The organism is Pseudomonas sp. HD57-3 (genome assembly GCF_056113135.1).
In genome coordinates this window covers 6,292,608-6,305,492 of the sequence record NZ_CM148568.1, presented here as the reverse complement: position 1 = coordinate 6,305,492, position 12,885 = coordinate 6,292,608, and the positions used below count along the sequence as shown (strand labels likewise).

19 protein-coding genes are annotated in these 12,885 nt (G+C 60.8%); 6 read left to right on the top strand and 13 right to left on the bottom strand.

Annotated features, from left to right (window positions below):
* The first annotated feature begins 34 nt into the window (after positions 1-34).
* The 4 genes from AC0R79_RS28690 to trmB all read left to right on the top strand — a co-directional run bounded on the left by AC0R79_RS28690 (position 35) and on the right by trmB (position 2,278).
* On the top strand, positions 35-415 hold the full coding sequence (locus AC0R79_RS28690) for a DUF423 domain-containing protein (protein WP_474732589.1): 381 nt from the start codon (positions 35-37) through the stop codon (positions 413-415).
* 72 nt (positions 416-487) lie between these two features.
* Positions 488-688 carry a sulfur carrier protein ThiS gene (gene thiS / locus AC0R79_RS28685; protein ID WP_007953386.1) on the top strand — a complete coding sequence of 67 codons (201 nt, stop codon included), beginning with the start codon at positions 488-490 and terminating at the stop codon, positions 686-688.
* 60 nt (positions 689-748) lie between these two features.
* Positions 749-1,543: a thiazole synthase gene (locus AC0R79_RS28680; RefSeq protein WP_007953385.1), complete on the top strand. Its 795-nt coding sequence runs from the start codon at positions 749-751 to the stop codon at positions 1,541-1,543.
* 9 nt (positions 1,544-1,552) lie between these two features.
* Positions 1,553-2,278 (top strand): tRNA (guanosine(46)-N7)-methyltransferase TrmB, encoded by a 726-nt coding sequence (trmB, locus tag AC0R79_RS28675; RefSeq protein ID WP_085646976.1) that lies wholly within the window; start codon positions 1,553-1,555, stop codon positions 2,276-2,278.
* A 63-nt stretch (positions 2,279-2,341) separates the two neighbouring features.
* Here trmB and AC0R79_RS28670 read toward each other — a convergent pair whose 3' ends face one another.
* The 11 genes from AC0R79_RS28670 to AC0R79_RS28620 all read right to left on the bottom strand — a co-directional run bounded on the left by AC0R79_RS28670 (position 2,342) and on the right by AC0R79_RS28620 (position 9,889).
* Positions 2,342-2,890 (bottom strand): RNA 2'-phosphotransferase, encoded by a 549-nt coding sequence (locus tag AC0R79_RS28670; protein WP_474732588.1) that lies wholly within the window; start codon positions 2,888-2,890, stop codon positions 2,342-2,344.
* A 29-nt stretch (positions 2,891-2,919) separates the two neighbouring features.
* Entirely contained in the window at positions 2,920-3,243 is a 324-nt protein-coding gene (locus AC0R79_RS28665; protein WP_474732587.1) for a DUF3392 domain-containing protein, read from the bottom strand.
* Between the two features lie 19 nt (positions 3,244-3,262).
* A complete protein-coding gene (gene hemW / locus AC0R79_RS28660) occupies positions 3,263-4,468 on the bottom strand; it encodes a radical SAM family heme chaperone HemW (RefSeq protein WP_474732586.1) in 1,206 nt (401 codons plus the stop codon).
* Complete coding sequence (gene rdgB / locus AC0R79_RS28655; protein ID WP_011336379.1) at positions 4,465-5,061, bottom strand: RdgB/HAM1 family non-canonical purine NTP pyrophosphatase; 597 nt, start codon at positions 5,059-5,061, stop codon at positions 4,465-4,467. Before rdgB ends, hemW begins: the two co-directional genes overlap by 4 nt.
* The gene (locus tag AC0R79_RS28650) at positions 5,058-5,492 is read right to left on the bottom strand and encodes a DUF4426 domain-containing protein (protein WP_127800412.1); all 435 of its coding nucleotides are present in this window, start codon (positions 5,490-5,492) and stop codon (positions 5,058-5,060) included. The genes rdgB and AC0R79_RS28650 overlap by 4 nt, the downstream gene beginning before the upstream one ends.
* 26 nt (positions 5,493-5,518) lie before the next feature.
* Positions 5,519-6,139 (bottom strand): methionine biosynthesis protein MetW, encoded by a 621-nt coding sequence (metW, locus tag AC0R79_RS28645; protein ID WP_007953362.1) that lies wholly within the window; start codon positions 6,137-6,139, stop codon positions 5,519-5,521.
* A 7-nt stretch (positions 6,140-6,146) separates the two neighbouring features.
* Entirely contained in the window at positions 6,147-7,286 is a 1,140-nt protein-coding gene (metX, locus tag AC0R79_RS28640) for a homoserine O-succinyltransferase MetX (RefSeq protein ID WP_085605883.1), read from the bottom strand.
* A 189-nt stretch (positions 7,287-7,475) separates the two neighbouring features.
* Positions 7,476-7,763 (bottom strand): DUF167 domain-containing protein, encoded by a 288-nt coding sequence (locus AC0R79_RS28635; protein WP_127800408.1) that lies wholly within the window; start codon positions 7,761-7,763, stop codon positions 7,476-7,478.
* Positions 7,760-8,350, bottom strand: coding sequence for a YggT family protein (locus tag AC0R79_RS28630; protein ID WP_007953355.1), 591 nt, complete (start codon positions 8,348-8,350; stop codon positions 7,760-7,762). The genes AC0R79_RS28635 and AC0R79_RS28630 overlap by 4 nt, the downstream gene beginning before the upstream one ends.
* A gap of 10 nt (positions 8,351-8,360) precedes the next feature.
* Positions 8,361-9,179 carry a pyrroline-5-carboxylate reductase gene (proC, locus tag AC0R79_RS28625; RefSeq protein WP_474732585.1) on the bottom strand — a complete coding sequence of 273 codons (819 nt, stop codon included), beginning with the start codon at positions 9,177-9,179 and terminating at the stop codon, positions 8,361-8,363.
* 23 nt (positions 9,180-9,202) lie between these two features.
* Positions 9,203-9,889: a YggS family pyridoxal phosphate-dependent enzyme gene (locus AC0R79_RS28620; protein ID WP_474732584.1), complete on the bottom strand. Its 687-nt coding sequence runs from the start codon at positions 9,887-9,889 to the stop codon at positions 9,203-9,205.
* Positions 9,890-9,945: 56 nt separating this feature from the next.
* On the opposite strand from AC0R79_RS28620, the gene AC0R79_RS28615 reads away from it, so the two are divergent.
* Positions 9,946-10,980 (top strand): type IV pilus twitching motility protein PilT, encoded by a 1,035-nt coding sequence (locus AC0R79_RS28615; protein WP_474732583.1) that lies wholly within the window; start codon positions 9,946-9,948, stop codon positions 10,978-10,980.
* A gap of 124 nt (positions 10,981-11,104) precedes the next feature.
* Here the strand turns inward: AC0R79_RS28615 and AC0R79_RS28610 are convergent, their stop codons facing one another.
* The gene (locus AC0R79_RS28610; RefSeq protein WP_007953345.1) at positions 11,105-11,722 is read right to left on the bottom strand and encodes a C40 family peptidase; all 618 of its coding nucleotides are present in this window, start codon (positions 11,720-11,722) and stop codon (positions 11,105-11,107) included.
* 249 nt (positions 11,723-11,971) lie between these two features.
* Between AC0R79_RS28610 and AC0R79_RS28605 the strand changes: the two genes are divergently transcribed.
* Positions 11,972-12,406, top strand: a complete 435-nt coding sequence (locus tag AC0R79_RS28605) for an NINE protein (RefSeq protein WP_007953343.1) — start codon at positions 11,972-11,974, stop codon at positions 12,404-12,406.
* 74 nt (positions 12,407-12,480) lie between these two features.
* Here AC0R79_RS28605 and AC0R79_RS28600 read toward each other — a convergent pair whose 3' ends face one another.
* A complete protein-coding gene (locus AC0R79_RS28600) occupies positions 12,481-12,885 on the bottom strand; it encodes a hypothetical protein (RefSeq protein WP_474732582.1) in 405 nt (134 codons plus the stop codon).

The following is a 12,885-nucleotide window of genomic DNA, read 5'->3' as shown; positions in this document are numbered from 1 at the left end:
AGACCCTGCCGATCGAGTCTGAGTGGAGTTCTACATGCTGCGTAGCTTTCTGATGCTGGCTGCCTTCTTTGGTTTCACCGGTGTCGGCCTTGGCGCATTCGCCGCCCATGGCCTGAAAAACCGCCTGACCCCCGAGTACCTCGCGATCTTCCATACCGGCGTCACCTATCAACTGGTGCACGCGCTGGCGCTGTTCGGCGTGGCGCTGCTGGCCACGCAGCTTCAGGGGCGTCTGGTCGTCTGGGCCGGCATCTCGTTCACCATCGGTATCCTGCTGTTCTCCGGCAGCCTGTACCTGCTGACCACCCTCGGCATCAGCAAGCTCGGCATCATCACCCCGTTCGGCGGCCTGGCGTTCCTGATCGGCTGGCTGTGCCTCGGACTTGCCGCCTGGCGCCTGCACCCAACCGCTTGACGCTTGGTGCTGACCTTTAGGTCATGATCGGGCTAGAATGCCACCCCCTAAAAAGTGATGGCGGCGTTGCGCATGCGCATTCAGTTGAACGGTGAATCCTTTGAACTGCCCGACGGTGAAACCGTTGCGGCCCTGCTGACCCGTCTGGACCTGACCGGACGCCGCGTCGCGGTCGAACTCAATCTGGATATCGTCCCGCGCAGCCAGCATGCCGACACCACTTTGAACGACGGCGACAATGTCGAAGTCGTGCACGCGATCGGCGGCGGCTGATCGCCAGGCCTGCATGGGCCGAGAATTCTGCAAGACCCTCACCCCAACAGAGGATTCCCCATGAGCATCGTTCGTAGCGACAAGCCTTTCGTTCTGGCCGGTCGTACTTACCAGTCGCGTTTGCTGGTCGGTACCGGCAAGTACCGTGACATGGAAGAAACCCGCCTGGCCATTGAAGCCTCGGGTGCCGAGATCGTCACCTTCGCCGTGCGCCGCACCAACCTGGGCCAGATCGAAGGCGAGCCGAACCTGCTCGAAGTGCTGTCGCCGGATCGCTACACCTTCCTGCCGAACACCGCTGGTTGCTACGACGCAGTCGAAGCCGTGCGCACCTGCCGCCTGGCCCGTGAGCTGCTCGACGGCCACAACCTGGTGAAGCTGGAAGTACTGGCCGACCAGAAAACCCTGTTCCCCAACGTGATCGAAACCCTCAAGGCCGCCGAAGTGCTGGTCAAGGAAGGCTTCGACGTGATGGTTTACACCAGTGATGACCCGATCATCGCCCGGCAACTGGCGGAAATCGGCTGCATCGCGGTCATGCCGCTGGCCGGTCTGATCGGCTCGGGCCTGGGGATCTGCAATCCGTACAATCTGCAGATCATCCTCGAAGAAGCCAAGATCCCGGTGCTGGTGGATGCCGGTGTCGGCACCGCTTCCGACGCCACCATTTCCATGGAGCTGGGCTGTGACGCGGTGCTGATGAACTCGGCCATCGCCCACGCCCAGCAGCCGATCATGATGGCTGAAGCCATGAAACACGCGATCGTCGCGGGCCGCCTGGCCTACCTCGCCGGCCGCATGCCGAAAAAACTCTATGCCAGCGCCTCTTCGCCGCTGGATGGTCTGATCAAGTAAGAGCTATTGATGACTGAATCGAACGACACGCCAATCCAGACGGAAGAGGGCGACGAGCGCCAACACCGCCGCATCAAGAGTTTCGTGATGCGCGCCGGGCGCATGACCGAAGGCCAGCAGCGCGGCCTGGATCAGGGCGCACCGAAGTTCGTCCTGCCGCTGGCCGATGCGCCGGTGGATTACGACCAGGTGTTCGGCCGTTCCGCGCCGCGTTCGCTGGAGATCGGTTTCGGCATGGGCCATTCGCTGCTGGAAATGGCCGCCGCTGCGCCGGAACAGGATTTCATCGGTGTCGAGGTTCACCGTCCGGGTGTCGGCGCGCTGCTCAACGGCGTGCTGACTCAGGGCCTGACCAACCTGCGGGTCTACGATTGCGATGCGATCGAAGTGCTCAACCGCTGCATCGCCGACAACAGCCTCGATCGCCTGATGCTGTTCTTCCCGGATCCGTGGCACAAGAGCCGCCATCACAAGCGCCGTATCGTTCAGGCGTCCTTCGCTGAACTGGTGCGCAGCAAGCTGAAGGTTGGCGGCATTCTGCACATGGCCACCGACTGGGAGCCGTACGCCGAATACATGCTGGAAGTGATGAACGTCGCTCCGGGCTATCGCAACCTCGCCGAAGACGGCAAGTGTGTACCCCGCCCGGCTGAACGCCCGATCACCAAGTTCGAACGCCGCGGCGAACGTCTTGGGCATGGCGTGTGGGATCTGAAGTTCGAAAAGCTCGCTTAAGCGTCACGCAATAAAACTGAGGGAGCCAATGGCTCCCTCAGTTGTTTTAGCAGTACTCGGAAACTACACCGTAGAAAGAAATTTCGCGGGGACCCGCTCTGTCAGCCAGACCCCATTCTCGGCCTGATAGAACTTGAAACCCTGCTCCTGCATCCGCCGCGCGGCGACTTGCAGAATCACGACCGTTCCATAACGTTGCCCAACCGCTGAAGCGGTGGCGGTTTCCTGGGAAAGATGCACGTGATGACGTGATCCCGGGATCAATCCCTGCTCGTTGATCGAGTCCATGAAGCGTGTCGCGGTGCCGTGATACAGGGTCTCCGGTGGCTGTTTTTCTTCGAACTGCAGCTCCACGCTTTTCGTCGAGTGGCCCTGTACGGCACGAATCGAATGACCATCTGCGGAGATCGAAAAGCGCTTCTTGTCACTGCTCGCCACGACGTTTTCAATCAGCGCGCGATCCAGCGTTCTGCCGTCCCGCGCCGCGCCATCGATCAAGGCATCGATGTTCGCCCAGCCTTCGGAGTCCAGCGTCAGGCCAATCGCCTGAGGCTCGTGGCGCAGCACGAAGCTGAGAAATTTGCTTGTTTCATCCAACAGTTTTTTGCTCATGAACTTCCCTGTCTGTTTTCAACGCGCGATCAGCGGCGATCCGCGACCACGCCAATCAACACCAACACCACCAACAACACCGGCGCCAGGCTGTAGTTGTTGAACTGGCTCAGCCCCTTCACCACCCACGGCGTCGCGTAAATCAGTGCCGCGCCGCTGCCGATCAGGCACAGCAGGGCCATCAGTGGGGCGCGCAGGGCGCCGGCGATGCTGCCCAGGCGTTGCTCGACCCAGGCCTTGAAGTCAGCGCCGAACAGCACCAGCAGGCAGCCCACCAGGGCCAAAGCGATTTCCGAGAGGTTGCTGCGGCTCCAGCGGGACACGGTGGCGAGCAGGTCGAGTATCAAATCCATGCGGTTTCCTTAAGAGCGGTCAGCTCAGAAATTTCTGCAGCAAGTCGTTGAGGAACAGTTGTCCGCGCTCGGTGGCCGCCAGACGTGACGCTTCGACCTGCAACAGACCGCTTTGTTCGGCCTCTCGCCGGTGTTCGTCGAGGCTCTCCAGCGGCAGGCCGGTGCGCTCCGGGTACAGGCGCGATTCGACGCCGGCGGTCAGGCGCAGGGCGTTCATCAGGAATTCGAACGGCATCTCGTCGTTGGTCAGGGCTTTCTCGCCGGCCTGGAAGCTTTTGGCCGGGTTGAGGTAATCCTTGGGCAGGCGCGTCTTCCAGGTGCGCACGATGCGCCCGTCCGGATGGCTGAGCTTGCCGTGGGCGCCGGCGCCGATGCCGATGAAGTCGCCGAAGCTCCAATAATTGAGGTTGTGTCGCGCCGGGCGACCCGGTTGGGCATAGGCCGAAACTTCGTACTGCGCGTAACCGTGTTCGGCCAGCAGCGCCTGTCCGGCCTCTTGAATGTCCCATAGCGTGTCGTCTTCCGGCAGCACCGGCGGCTGGTTCCAGAACACGGTGTTCGGCTCCAGCGTCAGCTGATACCAGGAAATGTGCGTTGGCTTCAGTTCGATCGCCTGGCGCAGATCGCTCAGGGCATCGTCCAGCGACTGGTCCGGCAAGCCATGCATCAAGTCGAGGTTGAAATTATCGAACCCGGCCTGGCGCGCCATGCCGGCGGCGCGTACCGCTTCGTCGCCGTTGTGGATACGACCGAGGGCCTTGAGCTTTTCCTGCTGGAAGCTCTGGATGCCGATCGACAGGCGATTGATCCCCAGTTTGCGGTAGGCGACGAACTTCTCTTGTTCGAAGGTCCCGGGGTTGGCTTCCAAGGTGATTTCGATGTCATCGGCAAACGGGATGCGTTGTTTCACGCCTTCGAGCGAGCGACCCAGGGCTTCGGCACTGAACAGGCTCGGCGTGCCGCCGCCAAAGAAGATCGAACTCAACTCACGGCCGTACACCGCGTGAAGATCCTGATCGAGGTCGGCCAGCATCGCGTCGACGTATTCCTGCTCCGGCAGCACCGGGCTGGCGGTGTGGGAGTTGAAGTCGCAATAGGGGCATTTGCGCACACACCACGGGATGTGGATGTACAGCGCCAGGGGCGGCAGCGTCGGCAACGGCGCCCGAGGTGAGGAGGCGGCGCCGCCGATAATCAGCGACGACGCGGAGGAGCTATCGGTCATTTCAAGCCCAGACGCTGGCGCAGCAGATCCATTGCACGGGCGCGGTGGCTGATCTGGTTCTTGTCGCTCGGGCTCAGTTCGGCGCTGGACACGTTACGCTCCGGCACCCAGAACAGCGGGTCGTAGCCGAAACCGTGCTCGCCACTGGCGGCGGTCAGAATGCGACCGTGCCACAGACCTTCGCAGAGGATCGGCAGTGGATCGTCGGCGTGACGCACCAGCGCCAGCACGCAGACGAACTGCGCGCCACGCTCGGCTTCAGGCACGTCCTTCAAGGCGTCGAGCAGTTTGGCGTTGTTTGCCGCGTCGCCCTTGCCGTCGGCGTAGCGCGCCGAGTAGATGCCCGGCGCACCGCCGAGGAAATCCACCGCCAGGCCCGAATCGTCGGCCAGCGCCGGCAGCCCGGAAATGCGCGCGGCATTGCGCGCCTTGAGAATCGCGTTCTCGACGAACGACAGACCGGTTTCTTCCGGCTCCACGCTGCTGAATTCGCCAATCGAGCGCAGTTGCACCGAATCGCCGAGCATGGCCTGGAGTTCCTTGAGCTTGCCGGCGTTATGGCTGGCCAGTACGAGTTGCTTGAGATTGATCATTGGCCAGGGAAAAGCTCTTGGTTGAAATTGATGATGTTGATCTTGTCGCCGGTCTGCACCTTGATTTCAAAGGTGCGGGTTTCCTGCTGTTCCACCGGGTACTGGGCGATGTAGTAGATCGCGCCTTGCTCGGTGATCTGGCGGAAAGTCAGCGGCACGCTCTGGCTGGTCAGGTCTTTGACGGTGCCGGTGACTTGGGCGATCAGCGGTTTGCCGTCCTTGATCACCGAGACATTGATCACGCCCTGGTTCTTGCTGCGGATCAGCTCGGCAGCCTTGGCGATGTCCGGCGTCAGGAAGGTCGAGTTGAAGGTGTTGTAATGCACGGTGACATCACCGAACACTTCCTTGCGTTCGCCCTTGATGGCATCGGCGGCCACGGCCGACAGGCTCAGGCAGGCGGCCAATAGCGCGGTAATCAAGCGTCCCATGTTCGTTCTCCTCGCAATGTCGTGGTTCAGACCGCGATTCTGTGATCCGCAAGCCCCGGGCTGCTGACGCGGTAGATACCGATCTCACCTAACAGATTAGGCCATAGCTTACTGGCCCACCCGTGGCGGTGCTGTTGATCCACGGCAAGCCGATCAATGACCTTCGCCTCACGTTCGCGACAAAGTTCTTCAAAGTCTTCGAAGGTGCAGAAGTGAATGTTCGGCGTGTTGTACCAGGTGTACGGCAGGAATTCCGACACCGGCATCCGGCCCTTGCTCGCCAAGTACCAGCGGCAGCGCCAGTGACCGAAGTTGGGGAAGGTGATGATGCACTGGCGTCCGACTCGCAGCATTTCGTCGAGGATCTTGTCCGGGTAGTGCACGGCTTGCAGGGCCTGGGTCATCACCACGATGTCGAAGCTGTTGCTGGCGAAGTTGCCCAGGCCCTTGTCCAGGTCCTGTTCGATGACGTTGACGCCCTTGGCCACGCACTGCGCGATGTTGTCGGCGTCGTTTTCCAGGCCGTAGCCGGTGACTTGCTTGTGGTCGCGCAGCCAGGTCAGCAACTCGCCGTCACCGCAACCGAGGTCGAGCACGCGGCTGCCGGCGGGGATCCATTCCTGGATGATTTCCAGATCAGCTCTCATGGCTTTCTCACAACGTAATGCGGTTCATGTAATTGCCGAACGCCTGCAAATAACGCGGGATCGGAATCAGGAAGGCGTCGTGGCCTTGCGGCGCGTCGATTTCCAGGTAGCTGACGTCTTTGCGCGCGGCCATCAGCGCGTCCACCAGTTCCCGCGAGCGGGCCGGGGAGAAACGCCAGTCGGTGGTGAACGACATCACGCAGAACTTGGCTTTCGCACCTTCGAAGGTTTTCGCCAGGTTATCGTTGAAGTTCGCCGCCGGATCGAAGTAGTCCAGCGCTTTTGTCATCAACAGATAGGTGTTGGCATCGAAGCGCCCGGAGAACTCTTCGCCCTGATAACGCAGGTAACTTTCGACCTGGAACTCGACGCTGTGGAAGTCGTAGTTGAGCTTTTCGCTCTTCAGGCCACGGCCGAATTTCTCGCCCATGGAGTCGTCGGACAGGTAGGTGATGTGTCCGACCATCCGCGCCAGCATCAGGCCGCGCTTGGGGATCACGCCTTGTTCCTGGAACGAGCCGCCGTGGAATTCCGGGTCGGTGAGGATCGCCTGGCGCGCCACTTCGTTGAAGGCGATGTTCTGCGCCGACAGCTTCGGGGCCGAGGCGATGGCCAGGCAGTGGCGAACGCGATCCGGGTACGTGATGGTCCATTGCAGCGCCTGCATGCCGCCGAGGCTGCCGCCGATCACCGCGGCCCACTGGCTGATGCCGAGCAGGTCGGCCAGGCGTGCCTGGCTGTGCACCCAGTCTTCCACGGTCAGCACCGGGAAGTCGGCGCCGAACGGCTTGCCGGTTTCCGGGTTGAGGCTGCTCGGGCCGGTGGAGCCGTTGCAACCGCCGAGGTTGTTCAGGCTGACCACGAAGAACTTGTTGGTGTCGATCGGTTTGCCGGGGCCGATGCAGCTGTCCCACCAGCCGGGCTTGCGGTCGTCGACGCTGTGATAACCCGCAGCGTGGTGGTGGCCGGACAAGGCATGGCAGATCAGCACGGCGTTGCTCGCTTGCGCGTTCAGCGTGCCGTAGGTTTCGTAGATCAGGTCATAATCGGCCAGCGAACGGCCGCAGGCCAGGGCCAGCGGTTCGCTGAAGTGCGCCGTTTGCGGCGTCACCAGACCAACAGAATCGGGGGGAAAGGCAGCTGGCATCGACCCTGCTCTCGTTGAAATGAGGCGTAAGTCTAAAGACCGGTGGGGTTAGCGGCAAGCAACGATCAGGCCTGATTTTCGCTCGTTCCCACGCTCCGCGTGGGAATGCCTCATTGGACGCTCCGCGTCCGCTTGGGCGGGGGACGCGGAGCGTCCCGGTATGCGTTCCCACGCGGAGCGTGGGAACGATCAGCGGAGTAGTCCAGGCAAATCCGGCAACTTCTTCGGCGAGCAGATCTTCACTCGCTTCTGCCGGTTCAACTCGCCGCCGATCAGGCTGACCTGGCTTTTGGAAACCCCAAAAGCCTTGGCCAGAAACCCCATCAGGTAGGCATTGGCCTTGCCCTCGACCGGCGGCGCGGTCAGGCGGATCTTCAGGCGATCGCCGTGCAGCCCGCAGAAATCATCGCTGCGGGCGGCCGGTTGCAGGTGACATTCCAGAATCAGGTCGTCACCGTCCCAGCGAAACCAGCTCACATCAGCAGGCGCAGGATTTCCGGCATCATCGTCATCGCCGCGAGGTTATTGATCACCAGCATGTCGATCAGCTTCAGCACGAGGAAGGCGAAAATCGGCGACAGGTCCAGACCACCGAGGTTCGGCAGGATTCGGCGGAACGGCGCCAGGGCCGGTTCGCAGATCTGGTTTACCAGTTCGGCGCCCGGATTGTGGCTGCCCGGTGCGACCCAGGACAGGATGATGCTGATGATCATGGCCCAGAAGAAAATCTTCAGGAACAGCGCCGTCACGCCGATCAGCGACCAGATCAGCAGTTGCAGCGGGTTACCGGTGGTGCCGTAGGTCAGCAGCAGGGTCAGCGCCATCAGCGCCAGTTGCACCAGAATCGCCAGCACCAGCGACGACATGTCGAGGCCGAACATGCTCGGGATGATCCGGCGCAGTGGCTTGAGCAGCGGCTGCGTGGCCTTGACCACGAACTGGCACAGCGGGTTGTAGAAGTTCGCCCGCACCAGTTGCAGGACGAAGCGCAGCAGCACGATCAGCAGGTACAGGCTGCCAAGGGTTTGCAGCACGTAGACCGCTGCGGTGTTCAATCCAATCATGTAAGGCTCCTTATTTGCCCAGTTGTTCGGCCATTTCGGCCGAGCGGTGCGCGGCGGCGCCGAGTGCTTTTTCCACCAGGGCTTCGAAGCCGCCGGCCTGGAACGATTTGATCGCAGCTTCCGTGGTGCCGGCCGGCGAGGTCACGCGGCGGCGCAGTTCGGCAGCGTCGACGTCGCTGGACACCGCCATGTGCGCGGCACCCAGCGCGGTCTGCAAGGTCAGCTGCTCGGCGATATCCTTCGGCAGGCCGAGTTTGACGCCGGCGGCGGTCATGGCTTCGATCAGCAGGAAGAAGTACGCCGGGCCGGAACCGGAGACGGCGGTGACCGCGTCCAGTTGCTGCTCTTCGTTCAGCCACAGGGCGATGCCCACGGCGGACAGCAGTTCTTCAGCCTGTTGGCGTTGTTCGGCGCTCACTGCGCTGGTGGCATACAGGCCGCTCACGCCCTGACGCAGCAGCGCCGGGGTGTTCGGCATGCAGCGCACGATCGGCTGCTCGCCCAGCCAGGCAGTCATGCTGGCGCAGGTGATGCCGGCGGCGATGGAAACCACCAGTTGATTCGGTTTCAGGCTCGGGCGAATCGCTTCGCACACAAGCTTCATGGCTTGTGGCTTGACCGCCAGTACCACCACGTCGGCGCCGTCGATGGCCTGGGCGTTGTCGGCGAAGGTTTCGATGCCGTGTTCGGCGCTGACTTTGGCGCGGGTTTCTTCGCCCGGATCGCTGGCGCGAATGTGTGCAGCTTCCAGACCCTTGGCCCGCAGGCCGCCGATCAGGCTGGCGGCCATGTTGCCGGCACCGATAAAGGCAATACGTGTGTTGCTCATGTCAGGTCCTTATCTGGAAATGTTCAAGATTGGGAATAGTCGCGGGCGCCGAACAGGGCCGTACCGATACGGACCCAGGTCGCGCCCTGGGCAATGGCCGACTCGAGGTCGTGGCTCATGCCCATGGAAAGTGTGTCGAGCGGCAGATCGAGGCTGGCCTGCAACTTCTGAACGGCGGCGAATGCAGCGTCCTGCTCGGCGCGATCTTCAGTCGGCTCGGGAATCGCCATCAACCCGCGCAGCTTCAGGCGTGGCAGGACGCTGATGGCCTGGGCCAGCGCTGGCAGGTCTTGCGGCGTGCAGCCGGACTTGCTGGCCTCACCGCTGACGTTGACCTGAATGCAGATGTTCAGTGGCGGCAGATCCGCCGGGCGTTGCTCTGACAGGCGTTGGGCGATTTTCAGACGATCCACGGAGTGCACCCAGGCGAAATGCTCGGCGATCGAGCGGGTCTTGTTCGACTGAATGGGGCCGATGAAGTGCCAGATCAAGGGCAGGTCGGCCAGTTCGAGCTGTTTGCCCAAGGCCTCTTGCAGGTAGTTCTCGCCGAAGTCGCGCAGGCCGGCGGCGTACGCTTCGCGCAGGGCTTCGGCCGGTTTGGTCTTGCTCACGGCCAGCAGCTGGACGCTGTCTTCGCTGCGATTGGCAGCTTGGGTCGCTGCCTGGATGCGCGAACTAACCTGGAGAATGTTGTCTGCTATCGTGGACATCAAGAGGCGCCAGCGGTCTGAAGGTTCGCGGCATTCTACTGGAATTGAGGGACGCTATGGATATCACTGAACTGCTGGCCTTCAGCGCCAAACAGGGCGCTTCCGACCTGCACCTGTCGGCCGGTCTGCCGCCGATGATCCGCGTGGATGGCGATGTGCGGCGGATCAATCTGCCGGCGCTGGATCACAAGCAAGTACACGAGCTGATCTACGACATCATGAACGACACCCAGCGGGTGGACTTCGAGAAACATCTGGAAACCGACTTTTCCTTCGAAGTCCCCGGCGTGGCGCGCTTTCGGGTCAATGCCTTCAACCAGAACCGTGGCGCTGGCGCGGTGTTCCGGACCATTCCGTCGAAAGTGCTGAGCATGGAAGACCTCGCCATGGGCGACGTCTTTCGCAAGATCACCGATGCGCCACGCGGACTGGTGCTGGTGACCGGACCGACCGGTTCCGGCAAGTCCACGACCCTGGCGGCAATGATCGATTACCTCAACACCCATCGCCATCACCACATCCTGACCATCGAAGATCCGATCGAATTTGTCCACGAATCGCGCAAATGCCTGATCAATCAGCGCGAAGTCCATCGCCATACCCGCAGTTTCGCCACCGCATTGCGTTCAGCGCTGCGCGAAGACCCGGACGTGATCCTCGTGGGCGAGATGCGCGATCTGGAAACCATTCGCCTGGCGCTGACCGCGGCCGAGACCGGGCACCTGGTGTTCGGCACCTTGCACACCACTTCGGCAGCCAAGACCATCGACCGGGTGGTGGACGTGTTCCCCGGGGACGAAAAATCCATGGTGCGCTCGATGCTCTCGGAGTCGTTGCTGGCGGTGGTGTCGCAGACGCTGATCAAGAAGATCGGCGGTGGCCGGGTGGCGGCGCACGAGATCATGCTGGGAACGTCGGCGATTCGTAACCTGATCCGCGAGGACAAGGTGGCGCAGATGTACTCGGCGATACAGACCGGCGGCTCGCTGGGGATGCAGACACTCGACATGTGCCTGAAGGATCTGGTGACCAAAGGCTTGATCAGCCGCGAACATGCGCGGGAGAAGGCGCGCACGCCGGATAACTTCTAGGCAAAAAAAATCGCAGCCCGTGGGCTGCGATTTTTGTTCTGATCGTTCCCACGCTCTGCGTGGGAATGCAGCCCGGGACGCTCTGCGTCCCAAAGCGGACGCAGAGCGTGCGGACGAGCTGGCTTCAGCGCTGAACGACGCGCATCTGCCCCTGTTCTTTCGGCAATACGCGCTTGGCCACCACGTAGTGCTTTTCCCAGTACGGCTTGTTCAGCGTGTCGATGCTCACCGACTTGCCGCGCCGTGGCGCATGGATGAAACGGTCGTTGCCCAGGTAGATGGCAACGTGATTGACCCGACGGCTCTTGATGTTGAAGAAAATCAGGTCGCCCGGCTTCAGGTCCTTGCGTTCGACTTTCTCGCCGTGACCGCTGGCCATTGCGTTCGAGGTGCGTGGCAGGTCGAACGTGGCGTCGTTGAACGCGTATTTCACCAGACCGCTGCAGTCGAAGCCTTTACTCGGGCTGCTGCCGCCCCAACGGTATGGCGTACCGAGGACGTTTACCGCGCGACTCAGGACGTTGCTGCTTTCCTTGGTCGCCATCGGTGGCACCAGCTTGCTGCGGCCGTTGCTGCTCAGCGTGGTGTGTTTGACCTGTTTGCCTTTGTTCGATGGAGCAGAGGCATGGGATTTAGGGGTAAAGCCGTTAACGTTTGGAAGACGTTGCTCACGATTGGTGGCGTGGGCGGCCAGTGGCATTAATAGGCAAATGGTTAGCCATGTCTTGAAAAATGGACGCATTAGGCAGGGCTCTTGGTGTGTTAGCGCGCAACTTTATAACAGCTTTTTTGTCACTTCCGAGGCCGTTGGTCGATTCAATCGGGTGCCAACGGAACCAAATAAGCGGCAAAAAGACGCAATTGTCGGACAGAAGTCCGGTGCTATAAGGCTTTGACGGGAGACACGGTAGCATTTGCCATACGTCGGCTACCTGTAAAAAAGTCACAAAGAATTAAAGAATATTTATCTATCGCGTGTATCGAGGTCTTAATGAACGGCTATCAGCTGCCCCGTGTGAAGGAAAAAGACACCCATAGCAAGGTGATCGGCTACCTGTTGTGGATTTTCGGTTTCACAGGCTCTCACCGCTTCTATTACGGCAAACCGGTGACCGGCACGATCTGGTTTTTCACCTTCGGGTTGCTGGGGATCGGCTGGCTGATCGACGTGTTCCTGATCCCGGCGATGGATCGCGAAGCCGACCTGCGTTTCGCGGCGGGCCCGATCGAGTACAACGTGGCATGGATTCTCCTGACCTTCCTCGGCGCGCTCGGCGTGCACCGGATGTATCAGGGCAAGTGGATCAGCGGGGTGGTGTATCTGCTGACCGGTGGGTTGTTCTTTCTGGGGGTGCTGTATGACTTCTGGACGCTGAACGATCAGGTGTCGGTGCGTAATGCCGAAGGGCGCGGTGCCTTTCAGTAAGTGATGCCGAGGGGGAGGACCGCCGGCGCAGTTCGTGCGCTGGCAGGCTCCCCCTCGACACTTGGTCTTGCGCGTTATTTTAATCGCACCACGGTTTGTATTTGGAAAACGGCAAACGTAATGGCAGTCACACCATAAAGTATTGCAATGATGGCGTGATGGGGTATCGACCAATACACAATCCTGTCCACCAAAATCATCAAGGATATTGTTGCAATCAGGTAGGCTGATATTTTCAGTAGCAGACCTGCAAACGAATTGGCGCGCGCGCAGCGTAATAAGAGAATCTGCAGTAGGTGCATTAGTACAAGTGTCAGGAAAATAATCAGTATTGCGCCAATGGGCAGGCCGATCGAATCCTGGTTTATGTCATATGTCCCTGCTTTGAGATTCTTTATTAATGCAAGTGCTCCTGCACCAGATGTAAGTGCGAGAGCGGTTGGGTACAAATAGCTCAATAGTGTGTAAGTTCTGCTCAT

Bases quoted from the DNA above. Each gene is read 5' to 3' on its own strand.
- AC0R79_RS28690 (WP_474732589.1), top strand. From the start codon at position 35: ATGCTGCGTAGCTTTCTGATGCTGGCTGCCTTCTTTGGTTTCACCGGT.
- thiS (WP_007953386.1), top strand. From the start codon at position 488: ATGCGCATTCAGTTGAACGGTGAATCCTTTGAACTGCCCGACGGTGAA.
- AC0R79_RS28680 (WP_007953385.1), top strand. From the start codon at position 749: ATGAGCATCGTTCGTAGCGACAAGCCTTTCGTTCTGGCCGGTCGTACT.
- trmB (WP_085646976.1), top strand. From the start codon at position 1,553: ATGACTGAATCGAACGACACGCCAATCCAGACGGAAGAGGGCGACGAG.
- AC0R79_RS28670 (WP_474732588.1), bottom strand. From the start codon at position 2,890: ATGAGCAAAAAACTGTTGGATGAAACAAGCAAATTTCTCAGCTTCGTG.
- AC0R79_RS28665 (WP_474732587.1), bottom strand. From the start codon at position 3,243: ATGGATTTGATACTCGACCTGCTCGCCACCGTGTCCCGCTGGAGCCGC.
- hemW (WP_474732586.1), bottom strand. From the start codon at position 4,468: ATGACCGATAGCTCCTCCGCGTCGTCGCTGATTATCGGCGGCGCCGCC.
- rdgB (WP_011336379.1), bottom strand. From the start codon at position 5,061: ATGATCAATCTCAAGCAACTCGTACTGGCCAGCCATAACGCCGGCAAG.
- AC0R79_RS28650 (WP_127800412.1), bottom strand. From the start codon at position 5,492: ATGGGACGCTTGATTACCGCGCTATTGGCCGCCTGCCTGAGCCTGTCG.
- metW (WP_007953362.1), bottom strand. From the start codon at position 6,139: ATGAGAGCTGATCTGGAAATCATCCAGGAATGGATCCCCGCCGGCAGC.
- metX (WP_085605883.1), bottom strand. From the start codon at position 7,286: ATGCCAGCTGCCTTTCCCCCCGATTCTGTTGGTCTGGTGACGCCGCAA.
- AC0R79_RS28630 (WP_007953355.1), bottom strand. From the start codon at position 8,350: ATGATTGGATTGAACACCGCAGCGGTCTACGTGCTGCAAACCCTTGGC.
- proC (WP_474732585.1), bottom strand. From the start codon at position 9,179: ATGAGCAACACACGTATTGCCTTTATCGGTGCCGGCAACATGGCCGCC.
- AC0R79_RS28620 (WP_474732584.1), bottom strand. From the start codon at position 9,889: ATGTCCACGATAGCAGACAACATTCTCCAGGTTAGTTCGCGCATCCAG.
- AC0R79_RS28615 (WP_474732583.1), top strand. From the start codon at position 9,946: ATGGATATCACTGAACTGCTGGCCTTCAGCGCCAAACAGGGCGCTTCC.
- AC0R79_RS28610 (WP_007953345.1), bottom strand. From the start codon at position 11,722: ATGCGTCCATTTTTCAAGACATGGCTAACCATTTGCCTATTAATGCCA.
- AC0R79_RS28605 (WP_007953343.1), top strand. From the start codon at position 11,972: ATGAACGGCTATCAGCTGCCCCGTGTGAAGGAAAAAGACACCCATAGC.
- AC0R79_RS28600 (WP_474732582.1), bottom strand. From the start codon at position 12,885: ATGAGCAGAACTTACACACTATTGAGCTATTTGTACCCAACCGCTCTC.